Source organism: Rhodanobacter sp. FW106-HT46G03, from assembly GCF_058789895.1.
Genome location: NZ_JBYTCC010000001.1, coordinates 929,960 through 953,801 on the forward strand (window position 1 = coordinate 929,960; position 23,842 = coordinate 953,801).

Annotated in this window: 20 protein-coding genes; 8 read left to right on the forward strand and 12 right to left on the reverse strand. The window is 66.9% G+C overall.

Annotated features, from left to right (window positions below; all coding sequences use genetic code 11):
• Positions 1–91: 91 nt before the first annotated feature.
• Complete coding sequence (locus tag AC3WP6_RS03865) at positions 92–2,341, forward strand: carboxy terminal-processing peptidase (protein WP_492626479.1); 2,250 nt, start codon at positions 92–94, stop codon at positions 2,339–2,341.
• Positions 2,342–2,557: 216 nt separating this feature from the next.
• On the opposite strand, the gene AC3WP6_RS03870 is transcribed toward AC3WP6_RS03865, so the two are convergent.
• From AC3WP6_RS03870 to AC3WP6_RS03905, 8 genes are all read right to left on the reverse strand, one after another.
• Positions 2,558–4,285, reverse strand: a complete 1,728-nt coding sequence (locus AC3WP6_RS03870) for a M1 family metallopeptidase (RefSeq protein WP_492626480.1) — start codon at positions 4,283–4,285, stop codon at positions 2,558–2,560.
• A gap of 162 nt (positions 4,286–4,447) precedes the next feature.
• Positions 4,448–5,824 (reverse strand): leucyl aminopeptidase family protein, encoded by a 1,377-nt coding sequence (locus tag AC3WP6_RS03875; RefSeq protein ID WP_492626481.1) that lies wholly within the window; start codon positions 5,822–5,824, stop codon positions 4,448–4,450.
• A 51-nt stretch (positions 5,825–5,875) separates the two neighbouring features.
• Complete coding sequence (locus tag AC3WP6_RS03880; RefSeq protein WP_492626482.1) at positions 5,876–6,574, reverse strand: HAD family hydrolase; 699 nt, start codon at positions 6,572–6,574, stop codon at positions 5,876–5,878.
• A gap of 4 nt (positions 6,575–6,578) precedes the next feature.
• Complete coding sequence (locus tag AC3WP6_RS03885; RefSeq protein ID WP_492626483.1) at positions 6,579–7,808, reverse strand: substrate-binding domain-containing protein; 1,230 nt, start codon at positions 7,806–7,808, stop codon at positions 6,579–6,581.
• A gap of 245 nt (positions 7,809–8,053) precedes the next feature.
• A complete protein-coding gene (locus AC3WP6_RS03890; protein ID WP_492626484.1) occupies positions 8,054–10,168 on the reverse strand; it encodes a prolyl oligopeptidase family serine peptidase in 2,115 nt (704 codons plus the stop codon).
• Between the two features lie 126 nt (positions 10,169–10,294).
• Positions 10,295–12,322: a sodium-translocating pyrophosphatase gene (locus AC3WP6_RS03895; protein ID WP_492626485.1), complete on the reverse strand. Its 2,028-nt coding sequence runs from the start codon at positions 12,320–12,322 to the stop codon at positions 10,295–10,297.
• Between the two features lie 324 nt (positions 12,323–12,646).
• A complete protein-coding gene (locus AC3WP6_RS03900; RefSeq protein WP_492626486.1) occupies positions 12,647–13,012 on the reverse strand; it encodes an RcnB family protein in 366 nt (121 codons plus the stop codon).
• Between the two features lie 383 nt (positions 13,013–13,395).
• The gene (locus tag AC3WP6_RS03905) at positions 13,396–14,664 is read right to left on the reverse strand and encodes a 6-phosphofructokinase (RefSeq protein ID WP_492626487.1); all 1,269 of its coding nucleotides are present in this window, start codon (positions 14,662–14,664) and stop codon (positions 13,396–13,398) included.
• A 148-nt stretch (positions 14,665–14,812) separates the two neighbouring features.
• On the opposite strand from AC3WP6_RS03905, the gene AC3WP6_RS03910 reads away from it, so the two are divergent.
• The 7 genes from AC3WP6_RS03910 (at position 14,813) to AC3WP6_RS03940 (ending at position 20,481) form a co-directional block, all read left to right on the forward strand.
• Positions 14,813–15,382 carry an adenylate kinase gene (locus AC3WP6_RS03910; RefSeq protein ID WP_492626488.1) on the forward strand — a complete coding sequence of 190 codons (570 nt, stop codon included), beginning with the start codon at positions 14,813–14,815 and terminating at the stop codon, positions 15,380–15,382.
• 92 nt (positions 15,383–15,474) lie between these two features.
• Positions 15,475–16,860 carry a UDP-N-acetylmuramate:L-alanyl-gamma-D-glutamyl-meso-diaminopimelate ligase gene (mpl, locus tag AC3WP6_RS03915; RefSeq protein ID WP_492626489.1) on the forward strand — a complete coding sequence of 462 codons (1,386 nt, stop codon included), beginning with the start codon at positions 15,475–15,477 and terminating at the stop codon, positions 16,858–16,860.
• A 34-nt stretch (positions 16,861–16,894) separates the two neighbouring features.
• Positions 16,895–17,497 carry an LON peptidase substrate-binding domain-containing protein gene (locus AC3WP6_RS03920; RefSeq protein WP_492626490.1) on the forward strand — a complete coding sequence of 201 codons (603 nt, stop codon included), beginning with the start codon at positions 16,895–16,897 and terminating at the stop codon, positions 17,495–17,497.
• A 14-nt stretch (positions 17,498–17,511) separates the two neighbouring features.
• A complete protein-coding gene (locus tag AC3WP6_RS03925; RefSeq protein WP_492626491.1) occupies positions 17,512–18,330 on the forward strand; it encodes an SDR family oxidoreductase in 819 nt (272 codons plus the stop codon).
• A 22-nt stretch (positions 18,331–18,352) separates the two neighbouring features.
• Positions 18,353–19,582: an acetylornithine/succinylornithine family transaminase gene (locus AC3WP6_RS03930; RefSeq protein WP_492626492.1), complete on the forward strand. Its 1,230-nt coding sequence runs from the start codon at positions 18,353–18,355 to the stop codon at positions 19,580–19,582.
• Positions 19,579–20,010, forward strand: coding sequence for an HIT family protein (locus AC3WP6_RS03935; protein ID WP_492626493.1), 432 nt, complete (start codon positions 19,579–19,581; stop codon positions 20,008–20,010). Before AC3WP6_RS03930 ends, AC3WP6_RS03935 begins: the two co-directional genes overlap by 4 nt.
• Before the next feature lie 51 nt (positions 20,011–20,061).
• Positions 20,062–20,481, forward strand: coding sequence for a VOC family protein (locus AC3WP6_RS03940; protein ID WP_492626494.1), 420 nt, complete (start codon positions 20,062–20,064; stop codon positions 20,479–20,481).
• A 3-nt stretch (positions 20,482–20,484) separates the two neighbouring features.
• Here AC3WP6_RS03940 and AC3WP6_RS03945 read toward each other — a convergent pair whose 3' ends face one another.
• The 4 genes from AC3WP6_RS03945 to thiE form a co-directional block, all read right to left on the reverse strand.
• Complete coding sequence (locus AC3WP6_RS03945) at positions 20,485–21,147, reverse strand: helix-turn-helix transcriptional regulator (protein WP_492626495.1); 663 nt, start codon at positions 21,145–21,147, stop codon at positions 20,485–20,487.
• The gene (locus AC3WP6_RS03950; protein ID WP_492626496.1) at positions 21,144–21,803 is read right to left on the reverse strand and encodes a hypothetical protein; all 660 of its coding nucleotides are present in this window, start codon (positions 21,801–21,803) and stop codon (positions 21,144–21,146) included. The genes AC3WP6_RS03945 and AC3WP6_RS03950 overlap by 4 nt, the downstream gene beginning before the upstream one ends.
• A 125-nt stretch (positions 21,804–21,928) precedes the next feature.
• Positions 21,929–23,206 (reverse strand): glutamate-1-semialdehyde 2,1-aminomutase, encoded by a 1,278-nt coding sequence (gene hemL / locus AC3WP6_RS03955; protein WP_492626497.1) that lies wholly within the window; start codon positions 23,204–23,206, stop codon positions 21,929–21,931.
• Between the two features lie 7 nt (positions 23,207–23,213).
• On the reverse strand, positions 23,214–23,840 hold the full coding sequence (thiE, locus tag AC3WP6_RS03960) for a thiamine phosphate synthase (RefSeq protein ID WP_492626498.1): 627 nt from the start codon (positions 23,838–23,840) through the stop codon (positions 23,214–23,216).
• Positions 23,841–23,842 lie beyond the last annotated feature (2 nt).

Below are 23,842 nucleotides of genomic sequence, written 5' to 3' on the forward strand. Positions count from 1 at the left end.
CCGTTCCGATGAGCGACGTTTTCACCCCTCTTTTCCGCACCGAACGGCACGCTTGTGCCGCCGGCTTCCCTGTCCCGGCTTGAGAATCCCCATGCGCTTCCGCCCTGTGCTGGCCCTGCTGCTGGCTCTGACCATCACCTGCAGCTATGCCCAATCGGCCGCCGACCTCGGTGCAGGAGGCCAACGCAAAGCCGCGGTATGGCCGGTGGCACCGACCACGACCCAGGCGCAGGCGGCGCAGCTTTCCGCGCGCTTCCTCACCCGCTTCCATTACGACGCGCAGCCGCTCGACGATGCGATGTCCCGGCGCATCTTCAAGACGTATTTGAAGCTGCTCGATGGCGACAAGGTGTTCTTTACCCAGCAGGACATCGACGGTTTTGCGCCCTACACGGCCAAGCTCGACGACGCGATCTGGAACGAGGATCTCTCCGCACCGTTCGCGATGTACAACAAGTTCCTGCGGCGCGCGGTGCAGCGCATGACCTACGCGCGCAGCCTGCTGGCCGCCGGCTTCAACTTCGACGGCAACGAGAGTTACGGCTTTGACCGCAAGGATGCACCGTGGGCGAAGGATGAAACCGCGATCGACGCCTTGTGGCGCAAGCGCACCATGAACGACTGGCTGCGCCTGAAGCTCGCCGGCAAGAACGACGACGACATCCGCAAGACGCTGACCAAGCGCTACACCAACTACATCGACCGGGTAAAGCAGCTTGATGGCGAGGACGCATTCCAGACCTTCATGAGCGCGTACGCGACCGCCACCGATCCGCACACCGACTACCTCAGCCCGCGGCAGGCGGAGAACTTCGCGATCCAGATGAAGCTCTCGCTCGAAGGCATCGGCGCGCAACTGCAGGCGCGCGACGACTACACCGCGATCTTCAGCCTGGTGCCGGGTGGCCCGGCCGAGAAATCCGGCAAGCTCAAGCCGGGCGACCGCATCGTCGGCGTGGGGCAGGGCGACAAGGGGGCGATCACCGATGTCATCGGCTGGCGGCTGGACGACGTCGTGAACCTCATCCGCGGCAAGAAGGACACCGTGGTGCGGCTGGAGATCCTGCCCGCCGATGCCGGCCCGGACGGCAAGCACGAGATCATCAGCCTGGTGCGCAAGAAGGTGAACATCGAAGAGAGCGCGGCGAAGAAGAAGATCATCGAGGTCAAGGACGGCGATACGGTGCGCAAGATCGGCGTGATCGACCTGCCGAGCTTCTATTCCGATTTCGGCGCGCGCAGCGAAGGCGACAAGAACTACCGCAGCGCGACCCGCGATGTCGCCAAGCTGCTCACCGAGCTCAAGGCCGCCGGCGTGCAGGGCGTGGTGATGGATCTGCGCAGCAACGGCGGCGGCTCGCTGGCCGAGGCGGTGTCGATGACCGGGTTGTTTACCGGCAAAGGGCCGGTGGTGCAGGTGCGCGACGCGCGCGGCCGGGTGGATGTGCAGGCCGCGGACGAGGCTGCCCCGGCGTGGAACGGCCCGTTTGCGGTGCTGGTCAACCGCGGTACGGCGTCGGCTTCGGAGATCTTCTCGGCGGCGATTCAGGACTACGGCCGCGGGCTGGTGATCGGCACGCCGACGTTCGGCAAGGGTACCGTGCAGACCCTGATCGACCTTGATCGCTTCAGCCCCAACCCCGACGGCAAGCCGCAGTTCGGCGAGCTGAAGATGACGGTGCAGGAGTTCTTCCGTATCAACGGCGGCTCGACCCAGATCAAGGGGGTGGCCCCGGATCTTGGTTTTCCGGGCAACGGCGACGCGAAGGACTTCGGCGAGTCCACCTACGACAACGCGCTGCCGTGGACGCATATCGCCCCGGCGAAATACCGTGCCGAGGGCGACATCAAGGGCTATCTGCCGCTGTTGATGAGCAAGCATGCCGCACGGGTGGCGAAGTCGCCCGGGTGGAAGTTGATGCTCGACGAGCTGGCGCAATTCAAGGCGATGCGCGACAAGACCACGGTATCGCTCAACTTTGCCCAGCGCGAGGCGGAGCGCAAGCAGCTCGACGCGACCCAGACCGGGTTCCGCGCGCGGCAAAAGGCAATCGACGGCAGCGACGCGTTTCTCAAGGATCAGGACAGCGCGCTGGACGACGGTCTCGACCCCGGCGAGCGCAGCCTGAAGACCGAGCTGCAACAGGAGAAGGACGCCAAGAAGGCGCCGGACGCGCAGCTGCGCGAGGCCGCGCACATCGTGGCCGACGAGGTCGGGTTGCTCCGGCTCGATCCGAAACTCGCCGGCGATATCCTGCCGCCGGGCAGCAACTTTGCCAGCGCCGTGCTGGCTGCGCCGGAGAAACCGGCGCCGGCCGCGGCGTCCACCGTCGCGCATTGATCCGCGGTTTCTGGTGGGAGTGAGCGTGGGGACGCAAGGCGTCCCTGTGCTTCCCGTGGTGGGATTCGTGATTTGGGATTGGGGATTCGACCAGAGCGCGGTTCCCGCTGCATGCCCGGATCCATCCAGGCATGCTTGGCGCGATGGCAGCCGGGTTGAACCGGCTTTACGACGGGAACGCGGCCCCCGGGCGAATCTCCGATCCGGTATACCGAATCACGGTTTCGACGCTCGCTGCGCGCGCCGCCATGCTTGCCACGCCGTGATGCGCGGCTCGTCACGCAGCAGTACCGAGTGCGGGTCGATCGTCACCAGGGCACCCACCGGCACGGCGAGGCTGCCGCGGCCCGTACTCATCGGCACCGTATGCACGCCGCCGTCCACCGCCACTTCGACCGGCATCGGAAATGGCAGGTCGTTCGGCGTTTGCCAGCGGAGATCCAGCGTGTTGCCGTGGCGCGTGCTGACGAGCTTGGGCAGTGCCGCCTGGCGCAGGTAGACGTTGAAGAACCAATCCAGCTTTCGGCCGGTGACCTGGTTGACGATGCGCTCGAAATCCGCCGTGGTGCGGTACTGCGGCGTGAAGTTGCCGGGGCGTGGATCGGGGCGGCCATACACCAGCTCGCGTACGCTGGCGTAGAACGCCTGCTCGCCGATCAGGTGCTTGAGCGTCTGCAGCATCAGCGCGCCCTTGTTGTAGATGTCCTGACCGGGGCCGCCGCGCGCGTCGTCGTATACCGCCTCTTCGGTGCGCGGGGTGCCGGAAACCACGGGATGGCGGTTTTGCACCCGGCCGCGCAGGTGGTGCAGCCAGGTGTAATACGCCGCATCGCCATCCAGCCAGCGTGCGTACAACGGTTGCATCAGGGTGGCGAAGCCCTCGTGCAGCCACATGTCGTCCCAGTTGGCGTTGGTCATCTGGTTGCCGAACCATTCGTGGGCAAACTCGTGCTGCAGCAGCCGGTCGAAGCCCGAGCCGTCCAGCGCGTAATGGTTGCCGTAGGCGTTGATGGTCTGGTGCTCCATGCCCTTGTACGGGGTTTCGACCACGCCCATTTTCTCGTCGCCCCACGGATACGGGCCGATCTTCGCCTCGAAGAAATCCAGCATCTGCGGGAATTGCGCAAACAAGGCTTCGGCCTGCGCTTTCTCGCCGGGCAGGTACCAGTAGTGCAGCGGAATCGTGTTGCCGTAGCGGCTGTGATAGCTGCCCGAAAGCTCGTGGTAGGGACCGACGTTGATCGCGATCGCATAGGTGGTCGGGTGTTTCGCGCGCCAGTGCCAGGTGCGCGTGCCGCCGTTTTCCGTCACGCCTACCAGCACGCCGTTGCCGGGCGCGGCCAGCGGGTTGGGGACGGTGACGTAGAGGTCGACGAGATCGGGCTTGCCATCCGGCTGGTCGATGCATGGCCAGAACAGGTCACAACCTTCGCCCTCGACCGCGCTGCCGATCCACGGTTGGCCATCCTTGGTGTGGCTCCACACGAAGCCGCCGTCCCACGGCGCATTTTTCGCGACGTGCGGCATGCCGCCGTAGGTAATGCTGGCGGTGACCTCGCTGCCTGCGGCCACCGGTTGCGGCAGGGCGATGCGCAGGCGGCCATCCGGGTTGCTCCAGGCGCTGGCCGGCAATGGCTGGCCGTCGATCCGGATCGCACTCACCGGCAGGTTGCGATCCAGATCGAGCAGCAGTTCATCGGTCGATTGCAAGGCGTGAAAGGTGAGCGTTGCGCTGGCCGCGATGCTTCGCGTTGCCGGCAGCACGCTGATGTGCAATTCGGCGTGCGCGAAGTGCACACGCTTCTGCGCGGCTGGCATCGGCGTGCCGGAATCCTTGGTCAGCGCGGTCAGCGGCGGTTGGTCCGGTGCGGCGGTCTGCGCCAGACCCGACGACATGTCGCTGAGCCCCAGCGCGAGTCCGAGTGCAAGCAAAGTGAGACGCATGGCGATGACTCCGCGGAAGACCGTTGCGCACCATGTCATGTTGCTGCCCGCGGCAACATCGCCAGAAGTCATGCGGGGATTGCGGATGACGAGATTCGGGATTGGAGAGGCGCAAAAGCCGCTGACGGAGTGCAGCGACTTTTGCCAATCCCGAATCCCGGTCTACGAGTACCGTTGCTCCAACAGCGCGAACAGCGCGCGCAGACCCATGGCCTCGCCGCCGCGCGGACGGCCTGGTCGGTCGGTGTCGTTCCACGCGTAGGTGTCCAGGTGCAACCACCGGGTGCCGTCGGGGACGAAGCGTTGCAGGTACAGCGCAGCGGTGATCGCACCGGCGTGGCGCGAAGCACCGGTATTGGAGAAATCGGCGAGGTGCGAAGCCAGCATCTTGCGGTACGGCTGCCACAGCGGCAGCCGCCACAGCGGGTCGGCGACGGCGTCGCCGGCGGCGAGCGCGGCGTTGGCCAGCGCGTCGTCGTTGCCGAACAGGGCCGGCAGGTCGGGGCCGAGCGCGACGCGGGCGGCGCCGGTCAGGGTGGCGAAGTCGATCATCAGGTCGGGCTGCTGCTCGCTGCCATAGGCCAGCGCGTCGCACAGGATCAAGCGCCCCTCGGCATCGGTGTTGTCGATTTCCACGCTGTGCCCGGCGCGCGTCACGACCACTTCGCCCGGACGCATGGCCTCCCCGGCCACCGCGTTCTCCACCGCCGGCACCAGCAGCGTGAGTCGCACCGGCAGCTTGGCGCCGATCACCAGTTGCGCCAGCGCGATCGCGTGCGCGGCGCCGCCCATGTCCTTTTTCATCCAGCGCATGCCCTCGCCGGATTTGAGGTTGAGCCCGCCGGTGTCGAAGCACACGCCCTTGCCGACGAGCACCAGCTTCGGATCGCCCGCATTGCCCCAGGTGAGCTCGACCAGCCGCGGCGCGCGATGGCTGGCCCGGCCGACGGTGTGGATGGTGGGAAAGTTGGCCGCCAGCAATTGCTCGCCGACCCATTCGCGCACTTTGGCGCGGCAGGTCTTGCCTAGTGCCTTGACAGCGCCGGCGAGTTGTTCGGGGCCCATGTCCTGGGTGGGTGTGTTGACCAGGTCACGCACCAACGAGGTGGCGGTGACCAGCGGCAGGGTGCGGGCCAGCGTGGCGGCATCCACCGCGAGCGTGGCCGCGGTGCGCGGTGCCTGGTGGTAGCGGGTGAACCGGTATGCGCCCAGTGCCCAGCCCAGTGCGGCTTGCACCGGGTCGAGCGTTACGCCTTCCGCGGCGAGCTTGTAGACACCGGCAGGCAGGCTGCGCGGCAGTGCGCCGAGGGCTGCCAGTGGGTCCGTCGCGTCGACCCCAACCAGCACCCGCGCGAGGTGGCCGGAGGCATCGGCGATGCGCAGCGTGGTGCCGGGCTGCGCGTCAAAGCCATTGGCATCGAGCCAGCGTCGTTGTGCGCTGTCGAGGCGTTTGCGGGCGGCGGCGAGGTGCGCCGCATCGACGGCTTCGAGGGGGATGCACTGGCGCGGGGCGGTACGGCGGTCGATCAGGCTGGACATGGCGTTCAAACGGGAGGGAAACCGCCATGATGGGGGGTGTGGGGCGCGAGGTCACGTACCGGCGTCAGCATCCAGCCAGCGCACGAGCTCACCCAGGTCACGCACGGTGACGTCCGGCGCGGTGCCGAGTGCGGTTGGCCACGGTAGGCCGCGACGGTTCACCCACGCCGTATGCAGGCCGGCACGGTGGGCGCCAAGCACGTCGAGCTCGGGATCATCGCCCACGTGCAGCAGTTCGCCGGCGGCAACCCCGAGGCGGTTTGCCGCCACGCGGAAAATGCGTGGATCGGGTTTGCCCACGCCCACCTCGCGCGCCGCCACGGCGCAGCGGAAATGCGCCTGCAGGCCGATGCGTGCGAGGTCGGCGTTGCCGTTGGTCAGGCTCGCCAGCGGCCAGCGTGCGGCCAGCTGCGCCAGCGCCGGCAGGCTGTCGGGAAACAGCGATACGGTGTTGCGGGCGGAAAAGTAGATCTCCCACAACGTGTCAATCGGTGCTGCCACGATACCGCAACGGGCAAACGCCTCGTGCAGGGTCAATTGCCGCTGCGCGGTGAAGTCGTGCGCCAGCTCGGGGCGGGCCTCCGCCACCTGCATGCGCAACGTCCGCATGGCCGGGATCGGCCACGCGTGCGCCACGCGCGGGAAATGCACTTGCAGGTAAGCGTCCACCGCGCGGTCGGCTTCTTCGAGCGCCGGCGCGACCGGCCACAACGTGTCGTCCAGATCGAGCGAGAGCGCGCGAACCTGCACGACCTTACTTTTCGCTGATGCGCAGCACCTGGCCGGACTTGAGCGCTTCGTCCTTCTTGAGGTGGTTCCAGCGGCGCAGCTTGGCCTGGGTCACATGGTTGTCGAGCGCAATGCTCTCCAGCGTGTCGCCGTCGGCCACGGTGTAGTTGCCGGTGGCCTTGGCCTCCCTGCGCGCATCCAGTGCCTTGTGCGCTTCCAGCGCGCGCTCCGACGTCGGCGCGATCGCCGCGGCCGCGGCATAGCTGGCGCCCGGTGCCGCCAGCGGCGGCTTGGCGTTGCTGGCGGTTGCTTCGGCGTACACCTTGTCGCGGCGTGCGTCTTCCTTGGCCACCAGTGCAATGCCGTCCTGGTAGGGCAGCACTGAATGGTCGCGCAGCACGGCCTTGGCCTTGTCGGTGGCGAGGAAGTCGATGAATGCCTTGACCTCGGTGGCCTTCCGGCTGTTCGGGTTGGTCACCAGGTACAGCGGGGTGTAGAGCGGATAGCTGCCGTCGGCGATGTTGGCCGCCGTGGGCATGACCCCGCCGATCGGAATCGCGCGCAACTTCGGGTTGCCGCGCACGTCGGCCAGCGTCGACAGGCCGAGGCCGTTCGGGTTGAGGGCGATGCCTTCTTCCAGCGCCTTGGTGTTGAGGTACAGGCGGGGCGCGGAAATTTGCTGCGTGCCGCGCCCGAACAGCAGGTTGCGCAGGCTGTATTCGACGCCGTCGTTCGGGCTGATGACGGCATACAGGTCGATCGGGGCGTTGCTGCCGCCAACCTGGCTCCAGTTGGTGATGTGACCGAGGTAGATCTGGTGCAGCTGGCGCAGGCTGAGGCTGCGCACCGGGTTGGACCGGTTGGCGATCATCACCAGCGCATCCCACGCCACCGGGGTAAAGGTGAGGCGTGCGTCTTCCGCGCTGCCGTCACTGGCGCGTGCGCTGCCGGCAAGATCGGCGCTGCCCCCGGCCACCGCGTCGATGCCGGAGGCGGTGTTGAATGGCTGCAGCTCGATGCGGCCGTGGCCGCTGCGCTGCCATTCGCGCGACATGTCGTCCATGACCGCACGCGCCGTGGTGACGTCACCGCGCCAGATCAACGACGCCTTGGCCTTGCTGCTTTCGGCCTTGTGCGTGGTGGTGTGGTGGGTAGTGGCGTGATGCGTGGTTTTTTTGCCGGCGGCGAGCGCTGGCGTGGCCAGACAGGCACCGAGCAGAAGAAGGGACAACAGGCGAACGACGCGAACGGACATGATGGGACAGACCCTGGGCAGGATGGGGGGAGCGGCAGTCGCGCAACTGCTCGCGGCGCACGCTCGGCCGGTTATTTCATCGGCACCGCCGGCAAACTTCAAGCGCGCGGCCACGGCAAATGCGCACTGGGTCGCGAAGTGGTGGTTGCCGCAAGTGATTGTGTGAGCTACTGCCTGAACGCAGTGCCGCAAAAACGCCGCGCCCGGCGGTTGCCGGGCGCCGCCGGGTGCCCTTTGCCCGCGCGCTATTTCAACTGGTCCCACAAAAAGTCGTAGACCATCGCGTGCATGTGGGCGGATTGCCGGTTGTCCGCGCTGGCGCCGTGCCCGCCTTCGAGGTTCTCGTAGAACCACACATCGGGGATGCCCATGCCCTCCATCTTGGCTGCCATCTTGCGCGCCTGCGCCGGGCCGACGCGGTCGTCGCTGGTGGCGGTGTAGAACAGCACCGGCGGGTAGTGGGTGTCTTTGCGCAGGTTCTGGTAGGGCGAAAACTTCTGGATGAAAGCCCACTGTTCCGGGTCGTCCGGGTTGCCGTATTCGGCCATCCACGAGGCGCCGGCGTCGAGGTGGATGTACCGCTTCATGTCCAGCAGCGGTACCTCGCAGGCAATCGCACCGAAGAGCTGCGGGTACGCGGTGAGCATGTTGCCCATCAAGAGCCCGCCGTTGGAGCCGCCTTCGGCGCCGAGGTGCGCGGCGGAGGTGACGCCACGCTGGACCAGATCCTTCGCCACCGCGGCGAAATCCTGATACGCCTTGGGCCGGTTCGCCTTGAGTGCGGCCTGGTGCCAGGCCGGGCCGTATTCGCCGCCGCCGCGGATGTTGGCAATGACATACACGCCACCGCGGCCGAGCCAGGCGCGGCCGACGGAACCCGAGTAGTGCGGCTGCAGCGAGATTTCAAAACCGCCGTAGCCGTAGAGCAGCGTGCGGTGGCTGCCGTCTGCTTTCAGATCCTTTGGCGCGATCTCGAAATACGGCACGCGGGTGCCGTCCTGCGAGGTGGCGAAGTGCTGGCTCACGGCAAATTTCGATGGATCGAAGAACGCCGGCTGCTGCTTCACGACCTTGGCCGCGCCCGCGCCGACCACTCCGCGTGCGAGCGATGGCGGGGTGAGAAACCCATCCACTGTCAGCCAGTATTCGTCATCGGTGTCCGGGTTGGTGCCGGCCACGCTGATGGTGCTCATGGCCGGTGCGCCGGACATGGCCGCACGCTGCCAGTCGCCGGCTGCCTGCGGGGTAAGCACTTCGAGCCGGCTCTGCACGTCGTGCAGCTCGTCCAGGATCAGGTGGTGGCGCGTCCAGGCGTAGCCTGAGAGCGCGGTGTAAGTATCGGGCGTGAACAATGCGGTGAAATCGCGCTTGCCGGCCATGAAGTCGTCGAAGCGGATGGCGATCAGGGCACCGCTGGGCCAGGTCTTGCCACCGACCGTCCACGCCGAGCGCAGTGTCACCAGCAGCCACTCCCGGTGGGCGTCGGCATTGGCGTCGCTGGGGATATCGAGCTTTACCAGCTGGTCGCCCTGGCGCAGGAAAGTTTCGCCGTGGAAGAAGTCGGTGGACACCTGTACGAAATCGCGCTCGTAGCCCGGCGTGCGGTCGTGGAACGCGGTTACCGCCAGGTCGCTGGCCTTGCCTGCGTACACGGTGATCGCCGACGCCAGCGGTGTGCCGCGCGTCCACACCTTGGCGATGCGCGGGTAACTTGATGTGGTCATCGAGCCGGGGCCGAAGTCGGTGCCGACATAAATGTGGTTCTCGTCGATCCAGCCAACCTGGGTTTTGGCGGTTGGCAGCTCGAAGCCGCCTTTCACGAAGGCCTTGGTGGTGGTGTCGAATTCGCGCACGGCCACGGCGTCGCCGCCGTCGGGTGAGAGCGACACCAGGCAATGCACGTAGGCCGGTTTCAAGCACTGCGCGCCCTTCCACACCCAGCGCTTGCCCTCGGCCTGGTTCAGCGCGTCGATGTCGAGCACGGTTTCCCATTGGGGATTGGCTTTTTCGTACTCCGCCAGCGTGGTGCGGCGCCACAGCCCGCGTGGATGGGCCTTGTCCTGCCAGAAGTTGTAGAGGTGATCGCCCATGCGGCGCACGTAGGGAATGCGCGCATCGGAATCGAGCACCTCGAGGATCTGGTTGCGCGTGTGGTCGAAGGCGGGCGAGCTGGCAAAGGCTTTTTCGGTGATGGCGTTTTGCGCCTTCACCCAGTCCATTGCCCGCGTGCCGTGGGTGGCTTCCAGCCACAGGTAGGGATCGTCGCTGGCGGCGGGCGTGGTGGCGGCATGGGCGGTTTTCATGCCGGCCAGTGTCGCGCCCAGGGCGAGGACGATCCAGGGGAAAGGTTTCGAGGTCATGCCGACATCCCTGCGGGAGACGGGTTTCGAGTGTGACGTGCGGATGCCCGACGCGCGCGTGGCCAAAGTCGGGGGCTGCAAAAAAGGAAGGCCCCGCGAGCGGGGCCTTCCGGTCGACGTGGCGACTCAGTGCAGCAGCGGCACGATGAGCAGCGCCACGATGTTGATGATCTTGATCAGCGGGTTCACCGCCGGGCCGGCAGTGTCCTTGTACGGATCGCCCACGGTGTCGCCGGTGACGGCGGCCTTGTGCGCCTCCGAACCCTTGCCGCCGTGGTGGCCATCCTCGATGTACTTCTTGGCGTTGTCCCACGCGCCGCCGCCGGTGGTCATCGAAATGGCCACGAACAGGCCGGTGACAATGGTGCCAATCAAAACACCGCCAAGCGCCTTTGGCCCGAGCAACAGGCCGACGAGAATCGGCACGATCACCGGCAGCAGCGAGGGCACGATCATTTCCTTGATCGCCGACTTGGTCAGCATGTCCACCGCCTTGTCGTACTGCGGCTTGCCGGTACCTTCCATGATGCCCTTGATGGTACGGAACTGGCGGCGCACTTCCACCACCACCGCGCCCGCCGCACGGCCCACGGCTTCCATCGCCATCGCGCCGAACAGGTACGGGATCAGGCCGCCGATCAACAGGCCGATGATGACCATGTGGTCGGAGAGGTCGAAGGTGAACGTCTCGTTCGGGTGGTTCACCGCGAGGTTGTGCGTGTAGTCGGCAAACAGCACCAGCGCGGCCAGCGCGGCCGAGCCGATGGCGTAGCCCTTGGTCACCGCCTTGGTGGTGTTGCCCACCGCGTCCAGCGGGTCGGTGACACCGCGCACCTCCGGCGGCAGGTCGGCCATCTCGGCAATGCCGCCGGCGTTGTCGGTGATCGGGCCGTAGGCGTCGAGTGCGACGATCATGCCGGTCATCGAGAGCATCGCCGTGGCGGCAATGGCGATGCCGTACAGGCCGCCGTGGGCATACGCCGCCCAGATCGCCAGGCAGATCGCCACCACCGGCCATGCCGTGGCCTTCATCGACACGCCGAGGCCGGCAATGATGTTGGTGCCGTGGCCGGTGGTCGAAGCTTGCGCGATGTGCTGCACCGGTTTGTAGTTGGTGCCGGTGTAGTACTCGGTGATCCACACGATGGCGCCGGTCAGCACCAGCCCGATCAGCGCGCAGAACCATAGGTTTACCGCGCCGTACGCGAAGTGCGGCATCAGCGACGTGGTGATCGGGTAGAACGCGGCGGCGGCCAGTACGCCGGATACCGCCACGCCCTTGTACAGCGCGCCCATGATCGAGCCGCCTTCGGACACGCGCACGAACAGCGTGCCGATGATCGAGGCAATGATCGACACCCCGCCCAGGAGCAGCGGGTACAGCACCGCGGTGCCGGTGTCGTTCAAGGTCAGGCCACCCAGCAGCATGGTGGCGATCACGGTCACCGCGTAGGTCTCGAACAGATCCGCCGCCATGCCGGCGCAGTCGCCCACGTTGTCGCCGACATTGTCGGCAATCACCGCCGGGTTGCGCGGGTCGTCCTCGGGAATGCCGGCTTCGACCTTGCCCACGAGGTCGGCGCCCACGTCCGCGCCCTTGGTGAAAATGCCGCCGCCCAGGCGCGCAAAGATCGAGATCAGCGAACTGCCGAACGCCAGGCCCACCAGCGCGTGCAAGGCCTCTTCCGTCGGCATGCCGCTGGCCTTGAGGATCAGCCAGTAGCCGGCGACGCCGAGCAGCGCGAGGCCCACCACCAGCATGCCGGTGATCGCGCCGCCGCGAAACGCCACGTTCATCGCGGCCTTGAGCCCGCTGCGGGCGGCCTCGGCGGTGCGCACGTTGGCACGCACCGACACGTTCATGCCGATGTAGCCGGTGGCGCCGGAAAGCACCGCACCGATGAGAAAGCCCAGTGCCGTGGGCCACGAGAGAAAGAACCCGATCAGCACAAACAACACCGCGCCCACCAGGGCGATCGTGCCGTATTGACGGTTGAGGTAGGCGCGCGCGCCTTCCTGTACCGCCCCCGCGATCTCCTGCATGCGTGCATTGCCGGCCGGTCGCGCGAGTACCCAACGCGCCGACACCGCACCGTAGATGATTGCCACCACCGCACACGCAAGCACGATCCACCAGCCAAACTGCTGCAGCATCGGAGCCTCCCCATGTCGTGACAGGCCGCCCGTTGCGGACGACTGTGGGGAGTATAGGCAGGGGGTTGCGTGTAACTCGTTGTGCGCCGCAGCAAGGTCGGAAACCCGCGCGGATCGCCACCGGGCGACCCGGGCGTGGCGCCTCAGGGCCCGTGAAAAATTCGAATGTCGTCGCGACAGCATCGGCAGGCGCCCTTGGCAAGGCGCGCCACGTGAAAACAGGCGAGGTTGGGTCGACCAAATGACCGCCGCTTTTGCGCAGCACGGCGCCGCCAGGGGTATCTGGTGTCGGCTGCAGTAGACGGGCGGTTTTTTTACAGGCTCTCAGCGCAGGGCGATGTCCAAGATGATGCCGGTCGCCAGTGCCACCAGCAGGTAATCGTTGTTGCTGCCGCGAACCCAGCCATAGCCGCGTGGCGGCTGGCGCAAGTGGTAACGGCGGTAATCGCGTACCACGTAGATCGGTCGGTCATAGCGGTAGCCGCGCCGCCAATGATGGCCGCGGCGTTCGTCGTGGCGCATCACGCGATAACGGTGCTCGCCGCGATACCCATGGCCACCATGGCGGCCGTGGTCATGCACGTAACCGCGGCGGTCGTAACCGCGATCGTGGTCCCGATCGGCCAGCGCGACGTTGCTCAGCGCAAACAACGACAGCGCAACCAGCGCGGTACGCAGAGTCTTGTTCATGCGGATTCCTCCTCGAGCCGTGCTCGCAAGACGGGCAGTGGCTTTGAGCGTAAGAAATTCCGTCTGAACGCCGGGTGTTCCGTGCAACCGCGGTTTCAGCCGCAAGCCAGGTGGACGTCAAGGCGAGGCGAGGGGCCAGTGACACTGACGGTGATCGGCAAGCGGGCAGTCGTTGCCGTCTGTCCGCACCCACCGATAACCGCAAGGCGGCTCACGCCGGTAGTAATCGCGTGTTGCGTAGATCGGGTTGGTGCAAGCGTGCCAGACAGGGGGCTTTGCGCCGGCAGCCGACAGCCTGGCTCGAAACTAGGCCGATGTTGCTGGATCGGCCGTTGCCGCCGGCATGGTCTTTCGACATGACCGGCGGCATGCGCGATCGTGGTTCAGGGGGTCCACGCCGGCAGTTTTTTCGCCACGGCAACGTTCTTGAGCCGCACGTATTTCGGCAAGCCATCCTTGCCGGTTGGTGGCGGCAGTTCGCCGGCGATCAGGGGCGACAGGTAACGGCGTGCCGCTGCGGTGATGCCAAAGCCGTCGCGGGTGACGAAGCTTTTCGGCAGCTTCTTTTCGCGGTTGGCGACCTTGACGAGCGGCGCCGGCGCGAGCTTCCAGCGGTAGGGCGCATCGCTCGTGCGCACGATCACCGGCATCACCGCGTTGTGCCCGGCCAGCGCGTATTCCACTGCGGCCTTGCCCACGGCGTAGGCCTGCTCTGCATCCGTCTTCGACGCCCAGTGACGTGCCGAGCGCTGCAGGTAATCGGGTACCGCCCAGTGCACCTTGAGCCCGAGTTTTTCTTTGACCAGATTGGCCAGCGTCGGCGCGACGCCGCCAAGCTGCACGTGGCCGAAGGCATCGCGCGTGCCGCCATCGGCCAGGAAGTTGCCGGCTGCGTCGCGGATACCTTCGGAGGCGACCACCGTGCACCAACCCACGCGCGCCACCGTGGCTTTGACCTTGGCGAGAAAGGTAGCTTCGTCGAAGGCGTGTTCCGGAAACAGAATCAGGTGCGGCGGTGCGTCAGCGCCGTCGCCCGCGAGCCCGGCCGCGGCGGCGATCCAGCCGGCGTGGCGACCCATCACTTCAAGAATGAACACCTTGGTCGAGGTCTCCGCCATCGAGGCGAGGTCGATGCTGGCTTCGAGCGTGGAGACGGCGGTGTATTTCGCCACCGAGCCGAAACCGGGGCAGCAGTCGGTGACGGCGAGGTCGTTGTCGACCGTTTTCGGCACCCCGATGCAGGCGAGGTCGTAGCCCAGTGTCTTGCCGATCTGCGACAGCTTCAGCGCGGTATCGGCCGAATCGTTGCCGCCGTTGTAGAGGAACCAGCGGATGTCGTGCGCGCGCAGCACCTCGATCAGACGTTCGTATTCGGCGCGGTTCGCGTCGAGCGATTTCAGCTTGTAGCGACAGCTGCCGAACGCGCCGCCGGGTGTGTGGCGCAGGGCGGCGATCGCGGCTGCGGTTTCCTTCGAGGTGTCGATCAAATCCTCGCGCAGCGCGCCAAGGATGCCGCTGCGCGCGGCGTACACCTTGACGCCGCGGGCGCGCGCTGTCTCGATCACGCCGGCCGCCGTGGCATTGATGACGGCGGTGACGCCGCCGGATTGGGCGTACAGCAGACGGCCGGGCGAGGATGGGCGTTGCGGCATGGTGATCTCCTTGGCGTGAGCGCGAATTATCGCGCAACGCCGAGCGAGCGCAGCCGCAATGCGGTTTGACGCGCGATGGGCGCAAACGCTAACGTGCAAGCCACTTTTCCTCGGAAACGGCGGCGTAGCGCCGCCATTGCGGAGCGATATGCGACTCGTGCTACTCGGCGCACCCGGCTCGGGCAAGGGCACCCAGGCCGCCCGATTGAAGAGCGATCTGGGTGTACCGCACATTTCCACGGGCGACATGCTTCGCGCCGCCGTCAAGGCCGGTACGCCGGTCGGGCTCAAGGCCAAGGCGGTGATGGACGCCGGCAAGCTGGTGTCCGACGACATCCTGCTGGCGATGCTCGAAGAGCGTCTCGCCCAGGCGGATGCCAAGGCCGGGTTCATCCTCGACGGCTATCCGCGCAATCTGGCGCAGGCCGCCGCGCTCGACGATCTCCTGGCGCGCATCGGCAAGCCGCTCAGTGCGGTGGTCAAGCTCGACGTGCCGAACGAAACCATCATCGGCCGCTGCGAGATCCGTTTTGCAGCCGAGCACCGCAAGGACGACAACCCCGAGGTGGTGCGCGATCGCCTCAAGGTCTATGCCGAGCAGACCGCGCCAGTGGCCGATTTCTACGCGCAGCGCGGCAAGCTGCAGGTCGTGGACGGTGTCGGTGCGCTGGACGAGGTGACGGCGCGCGTCAAGCGCGCGCTGGCGGCTGCGGCGTAACACCGGGGCGGTCGGTTTCCCGCGACTTCCGGTTTTCGGGAGCGACTTCCGGCAGCCGACTTCGCCCCGCTTTCCGCTCCCCCGAGGTTTCCATGCGTCTGCACATTCTCGGCATCTGCGGCACCTTCATGGGCGGCGTCGCCGCCTTGGCGCGCGAACTCGGCCACGAAGTCGAAGGCTCCGACTCCAACGTCTACCCGCCGATGAGCACCCAGCTCGAAGCGCTCGGCATCCGCCTGATGGACGGCTATGCGGCCGATCACCTCAAGCCCGCGCCGGACCGCGTCATCGTCGGCAATGCGCTGAGCCGCGGCAATCCCGCCGTCGAATACATGCTCGACGCGCGCCTGCACTACGTTTCCGGCCCGCAATGGCTGGGCGAGACGCTGCTGCGCGACCACGACGTGCTCGCGGTCGCCGGCACCCACGGCAAGACGACGACCACCAGCCTGCTCGCGTACCTGCTCGACCGCGCCGGCATGGCGCCGGGGTTCCTGATCGGCGGCGTGCCCAGCAACTTCGGCGTCTCGGCGAGATTGGGTGGGCGCGACGGCATCCCGAATTCCGCATCCCGGACCCCGTTCGTGATCGAGGCCGACGAGTACGACACCGCGTTCTTCGACAAGCGCTCCAAGTTTGTCCACTACCGCCCGCGCATCGCCATTCTCAACAACCTGGAATACGACCACGCGGATATTTTCCCCGACGTTGCGGCGATCCAGCGCCAGTTCCACCATCTCGTGCGCACGGTGCCGGGCAACGGTCGGCTGATCGTCAATGCGCATGACGAGAACCTTGCCCAGGTGCTGGCGATGGGCTGCTGGACGCCAGTGGAAACGTTCGGCATCGGCCGCGGCGACTGGCAGGCGCGCCTGCTTGTCGATGATGGCACCGCGTTCGAGGTGTCGCATGGCAGTGCAGTATTGGGCGAAATCCACTGGTCGATGCTCGGCCACCACAGCGTGATGAACGCGCTGGCGGCGCTGGCCGCGGCCAGTGCCGCCGGTGTCGATCCGCGCGCGCTGTTGCCGGCGTTCGCCGGGTTCGAGAGCGTCAAGCGGCGCATGGAGCTGGTGGGCGAGGCCGCCGGCGTACACGTGTACGACGACTTTGCGCACCATCCCACGGCGATCGCCACGACGCTGGCCGGGCTGCGCGCCAAGGTGGGCGGCGCGCGCATCCTGGTCGGCATCGAGCCGCGTTCCAACTCGATGCGCCTCGGCGCGCACGTCGCCGGCCTTGCGCCATCGCTGGCTGACGCCGACGCGGTGGTATTCCTGCAGCGCCCCCATTTGTCGTGGGACGAGCACCGTGTTACCGACGCGCTGCATGGTCGCGGCAGTGTCGCCCCCAGCGTGGATGCGCTGCTGGCGGCCTTGCGCACTCAGGCGCGCGCGGGCGACCACGTGGTGTTCATGTCCAACGGCGGTTTCGAGAATGCGCCGCGGCGCTTCGTCGAGCTGCTGCGGGCCTCTTGAGCGCGGTGCCACGCGCGCTGGTTACACTTGGCGCATGCCTGCGCGTTCACCTCGCACCGAGCTGCCGCTGTTTCCGCTGTCCACCGTGTTGTTTCCCGGTGCGCGGCTGGATTTGCGCGTGTTCGAACCGCGTTACCTGGATCTCGTGCGCGAGTGCACGCGCAACGACAAGGGGTTTGGCGTGTGCCTGATTCTTGCCGGCGACGAGGCGGGCATGCCGGCAGTGCCCGCCGCCGTGGGCACGCTGGCGCGCATCGTCGATTTCCATCACGACGCCGACGGCCTGCTTGGCATCGTGGTTGAAGGCGGGCCGCGGTTTCGCGTGCGCCGCACCCGGGCACGCGCCGACGGCCAGTTGCGTGGCAGCGTCGACTGGTGGCCGGAAGAGCGCTACGTGCAGGTGCCGGTCGAACTGGCCTTGCTGCAAACCATTGGCGAGCGACTGGTTGACATCATGGCGCCCCAATTCAAGGATGCCGCGCGCGCCAGCTACGACGACGCACGCTGGCTCGGCTTTCGGCTGGCCGAGCTGATGCCGTTGACCAATGACGAGCGCCAGCGGCTGTTGGAGATGGTCGACCCGCTGCAACGCCTTGCCGAGCTGCGCGACATCCTGCCGCGTTTCCAGAAAGCCTGACCCGGAGAACCCCGATGACCACGCTGCATGGCAAGACCCTTTTCATTACCGGTGCTTCGCGCGGCATCGGCCTCGCGATCGCACTGCGTGCCGCCCGCGACGGCGCCAACGTGGCGATTGCCGCCAAGAGCGACGTGCCCAACCCCAAGCTGCCCGGCACGATCCACACCGCTGCGACGGCGATCGAGGCCGCCAGTGGTCACGCGCTGGCGATCAAATGCGACATCCGTGAAGAGGAGCAGGTCGCGGCGGCGGTCGCCGCCACCGTCGCCAAATTCGGCGGCATCGACATCCTGGTCAACAACGCCAGCGCGATCTGGCTGCGCGGCACGCTGGAAACGCCGATGAAGCGTTTCGACCTGATGCAGCAGGTCAACGCGCGCGGCAGTTTCCTGTGCGCGCAGACCTGCCTGCCGCACTTGTTCAAGGCGGAAAACCCGCACATCCTGACCTTGTGCCCGCCGCCATCGCTGAACCCCAAATGGTGGGGCCCGCACACCGCCTACACCCTGGCGAAGATGGGCATGAGCTTTGTCACCCTGGGGCTCGCCGCCGAGTTTGGCCCGCGCGGCGTCGCCATCAATGGCCTGTGGCCGCGCACCCTGATCGCCACCGACGCGCTCAACATGATCCCCGGCGTGAGTGGCGCAAACGGCCGCTCGCCGGAGATTCTCGCCGACGCCGCGCACGCCATCCTCACCCGCCCGGCCAAGGAGTGCACCGGCCGCTTCCTGATCGACGATGAAGTGCTTGCCGCCGCTGGCGTCACCGACCTTGCGCAGTACGCCGTCGACCCGAGCCAGCGCCTGCTGCCGGATCTGTATCTCGATTGACCTCCCACCTCACGGAACCACCATGACCACCCAAGCCACCACCGACCTCATTGCGCGCGCCAAACAGTATTGGCTGCCGGTGTACCACCCGCGCGACATGGTGCTCGACCACGGCAAGGGGGCGCGCGTGTGGGATACCGATGGCCGCGAGTACGTGGATTTCAGCGCCGGCATCGCGGTGAACTCGCTCGGTTATGGCGACCCCGACCTGATCGCCGCGCTGACTGGGCAGGCCGGCAAGCTGTGGCACACCAGCAACGCGTTCTACACCGAGCCGCCACTGCGTCTGGCCGAGGAATTGGTGCGGGCCTCGGGCTTCGCGCAGCGCGTGTTCTTCTGCAACTCCGGCGGCGAGGCGAACGAGGCGGCGATCAAGCTCGTGCGCAAGTGGGCCGCGGCGCAGGGGCGGCCGCCGGAAAAGCGTGTCGTCCTCACCTTCAACGGCTCGTTCCACGGCCGCACACTGGCTACCGTCACCGCCACTGCGCAGCCCAAGTACCAGGCCGGTTACGAGCCGCTGCCGCAGGGGTTCCGCCACATCCCGTTCAACGACGCGGGCGCGGTTGAAGCGGCATTGGCGGCTGGCGATGTCGCTGCGGTGATGCTCGAACCGGTGCAGGGCGAGGGGGGCATCGTGCCGGCAGCGCCGGGGTACCTGAAGCGCGTGCGCGAGTTGTGTGATGCGCACGACGCGCTGCTGGTGCTGGACGAAATCCAGTGCGGCATGGGCCGCACCGGCACGCTGTTCGCGCACGCGCAGGACGGCATCCAGCCCGACATCGTCACGTTGGCGAAAGCGCTGGGCTGCGGCTTTCCGATCGCCGCGATGCTGGCCGGCCCGCGGGTGGCCGATGTCATGCAGTACGGCGCACACGGCAGCACGTTTGGCGGCAATCCGATGGCGACCGCCGTCGCCCGCGTCGCCCTGCGCAAGCTCGGTTCGCCGGCGGTGCTCGGCAACGTCGCCACCCAATCCCAAGCGCTGCGCGACGGGCTGGCCGCGATCAACGCCGACCTGCACCTGTTTCAGGAAATCCGTGGCCGCGGCTTGATGCTCGGTGCCGCACTGGATACGCCGTACCTTGGCAAGGCCGGCGACATCCTTGGCCACGCCGCGGCGCAAGGCCTGCTGATTCTGCAGGCCGGGCCGAACGTGTTGCGCCTGGTGCCGCCGCTCACCATTGCCGGCGCGGACGTCGAAGAAGGCTTGCGCCGCCTGCGTGCCGCGCTGACGGCGTTCAAGGCGGCGTGAGCACTGACCGCTGCCTGTTTTGCGCCATCGCCGCCGGGGAGATCCCGGCTGCGATGGTGGCCGCAGATGCCACCGCGCTGGCGTTCATGGATCTGCGCCAGGGCGTGCCGGGTCATGTCCTGGTGATTCCGCGTCGGCATGCGGAAAACCTCTATGAACTCGCCGACGAGGAGGCCGACGCAGTGATGCGTCTGACGCGGCGGGTTGCCTTGGCGCTGCGCGATGCTTTCGGCGCGGAGGGATTGAATCTCTGGCAATCGAACGGTCGTGTGGCAGGTCAGGAGGTTTTTCATTTCCACCTGCACGTGCAGCCGCGTCGTGCTGGTGACGGTTTGCTGCGCGTGTACCCGCACGGCGTGCCCGCACCGACGGCTGCGGCCGAACTGGCGGCGATGGCGACCGCCGTGCGCCACCATCTCGCCGGGTAGCCCGCGGATGGTCGGTATCATGGGAGCCTCTCATCAAGGAGTCGAGCCGGTATGAAATACCTGCACAGCATGGTGCGCATCCGCGACATCGACGCGTCGCTGCGGTTTTACTGCGAGGGCCTCGGCCTGCGCGAAGTGCGGCGAATGGAAAACGCGCAAGGCAAGTTCACGCTGATCTTTCTTTCGGCGCCAGACAGCCCGGAAGCCGAAATCGAGCTCACGTACAACTGGGGCTCGACCGAGGATTACGGCAGCGCACGCAACTTCGGCCATCTCGCGTTTCGCATGGACGACCTGTATGCGACCTGCCAGCGTCTGCTGGACATGGGCTACACCATCAACCGCCCGCCGCGCGACGGCCACATGGCGTTCGTGCGCTCGCCCGACCTGATTTCGATCGAACTCCTGCAGGACGGCCACCTGCCGCCGGCGGAACCGTGGATATCGATGCCCAACAGCGGGCAGTGGTGAGGTTCAGGCCGCGTCGGTTTTCGCGCGGGCTTTGCCGATGCGGAACCGGCACGCGTGGCCACCGCGCAGCAGGCACTCCATGTGCTGAATCGGGCGCCCGGTCGCTGATTCCATGAAAGCCAGATCAAACCGGCAGATGTCCGGGTGTTGCTTGGCCAGCTGGTGAAACACGCAGTTGTAGGCTTCGACCTGGGTTTCGCCGTCGCGCTGGACCGTGCTGGCTTCATAGCCGATCGCGTCCAGTTGTTCGGCAAGTCGTGATGCCACAGCATCGTCGCTGCCTTCAGTCACGCGGCTTGCCGCCGCCGTACCGAGCTCGTGGCCAACTGCCGCCAGCAATGCCTGCACGCCGGCCTTGCCGTTTGTCGCATACAGGTGCTCGAGGATGCCGGTGGCGATCAGGCCGTAATGGCGTGGAAACAAATCCCTCCCGGCGGGCAGCAGCAGGTAACGCGCCTGCGGCCGTCCGCCAGTCGGGCGGGCCATGCCGCGCTCGACGCACCCCGCAGCAATCAGCGCGGACAAGTGTTGCCGCACTGCGTTGTGGGTGACGCCGAGCGCCGCACACAGCTCTTCGACGCTTGCCCCTTGCGGCTCGGTCAACAGTTTGCGCAGCAGTTTCTGCTGCGTCTGACCGAGCTGACGCAATGAGGCAACGGGTTTCACTGGGCCTTGGCCGGGAACTGGGCGGCAATGCCGCCAGACAGCGCGTCGGCGATGGTGTTCATGTGCTCGTCCATCATCGTCCAGGTCTTGGCTGCGCCAGCCTTGTCGCCGCTCATCATGGCGGCGACCAGCGCCTTGTGGTCGGCAGCATGTTGCAGCAGCAAGCCGTCCACCGTGGCTTCCGGCCAGTTGTTCGGGTTGGCGCCATGCAGGAACTTGGCGATTTCACCGGCGTTGGTCGACAGCGTTTCCATCGCCTTCTCGACGCCTGCCTTGTCGCCGGCGTGCTCAGCATCGGTCAGCGCCTTCACGCCACCCCAATGGCCGGCCAGCAGCTTCAGCATGCCCTTGCCCGCGTCGGCACCGTAGAAGCCGGCAACCGCATTGGCGATTTCCTTGGCATTGGCGACGACAGCGTCGGCCGCCTTGGTTTCGGCCGCCTTGTTGCCCGCCTTGACCGCCGTGGCGTAGTCGCGGGTGGTGACGATGTGGCCGTGCCAGAGGCTGCGCAGCGCCTGGTGCAGCTTGGGGGCGGCCGGTGCCGCGGCAGGCTGGCTGGCAGTCGCCTGCATGGCGGGCATTTCTGGTGCGGCGGTGCTGGCCAGCGGCAAGCCGAGGCCAAGCGCCAAGGCGCAAGCGATGGTAAGAGATTTCATTTGGTGTGCTCCTGTGACATGCCGCTGGATGACGGCCCCGTCATCTTGTGCGACTGGCGCGGACAGTAAAGCCACCTATGTGTAAAGCGCGTATTGGAGCCGTTTCACGCTTCTGCCGTTCAGCTTCAGGTGGCTTCGGCAAACGCTTCGCGCGCTGCCTGCACGGTGGCGGCAAGGTCATCGTCGCTGTGGGCGCTGGACAGAAAACCAGCCTCGAACGCGCTTGGCGCGAGATACACGCCGCGTTTCAGCATGGCGTGGAAAAACCGGTTGAACCGAGGTACATCCGCTGCCGTCGCCTGCGCATAACGCGTTACCGGGCCGGCGTGGAAGAACAGACCGAACATGCCGCCAACGTGGTTGGTGCTGAACGGCACTCCTGCCGCATCCGCCGCGGCTTGCAAACCGTCGCACAAGGCTGCGGTGTGTTTGGCGAGCCGCGCATGAAAGCCGGGGGCCTGGATCAACTCCAGCATCGCCAGCCCGGCCGCCATCGCCACCGGGTTGCCGGACAACGTGCCGGCCTGATACACCGGCCCGGACGGCGCGATCTGCGCCATCAGGTCGCGGCGCCCGCCATAGGCGCCCACCGGCATGCCGCCGCCGATCACCTTGCCGAACGTGGTCAGGTCCGGGGTTACGCCGTAATGCGCTTGCGCACCACCGAGCGCCACACGGAAGCCGGTCATCACCTCGTCGAAAATCAGCACCGTGCCATGCGCGCTGCACAGCTCGCGCAATCCGGCGAGGAACCCCGGCACTGGCGGGATGCAGTTCATGTTGCCGGCCACCGGCTCGACGATCAGGCAGGCCAGCTCGTCGCCGCATTCGGCGAACAGCGCCTGCGCTGCTTCCAGGTCGTTGTAGGGCAGGGTGAGGGTGAGATCGGCCGTGGCCTTCGGCACGCCGGGTGAAGTCGGCACGCCGAAGGTCAGCGCGCCGGAGCCGGCCTTCACCAGGAAGCCATCCGCATGGCCGTGGTAGCAGCCTTCGAACTTGACGATCTTGTCGCGTCCGGTCGCGCCGCGCGCCAACCGTACCGCCGACATCGTCGCCTCGGTGCCGGAATTGACCATGCGCACCACGTCCACCGACGGCACCAGGCGCGCGATGGTCTCCGCCATGGTGACCTCCGCGGGACACGGCGTGCCGAACGACAATCCGTTGCGCACCGCACGCTCCACCGCTTCGCGCACCGCCGGATGATTGTGGCCCACGATCATCGGCCCCCACGATTCCACGTAGTCGAGGTAGCGCCGGCCCTCGACGTCCCACAGATAGGCGCCATCCGCGCGGGCCGCAAAAAACGGCTCGCCGCCCACCGATTTGAAGGCGCGTACCGGCGAATTCACGCCGCCGGGCAGGCGGCGCAGGGCGCGCTGGAACAGGTCGTGGTTGGTCATCGCTGGCTTACTCGTGGGCAGGGAACAGGGCGCTGAAGCGCTGGGCCATGGCGCGAACGTCGGCGGCGCCGAACAGGCACGACACCGAGGCGACCAGATCCGCGCCGGCCGCGATCAGGGCTCTGCCATTGTCAGGGGTGACGCCGCCGATCGCCACCCGCGGCACGCCCAGTGCGGCACTTTGCGCAAGCAGGTCGAGCGAGGCGCGCGGTGCATCGTGGATCGTTGGCGAAGCATGGAATGCGCCGAACGAAATGTAGTTGGCGCCGGCCGCCACCGCGGCTCGCGCGAGCGCCATCGAGTCGCGCGCCGAGACGCCGATGATCGCGCCGGCGCCGAGTAGTGCGCGCGCCTCGGCCACGTCTTCCGGCCGCCGCAGGTGCACGCCGTCGGCTCCTGTCGCTTGCGCGAGTTCGGCATCGGATTCGATCAACAAGGTGGCGTGGTGGCGACGACACACCTCGCGCAGTGCCGCGGCTTCGCCGTGACGCCGTGCGTGGTCGGTGGTGCCATCGCGGTACTGCACCACCCGGGCGCCGCCGGCCAACGCCGCCTCCACCGCGGCCACCAGGTCAGGGCGCGGGCCGTTCGTGATCGCATACAAGCCATGGCGGGGAAACGTCGTCGCGTTCATTG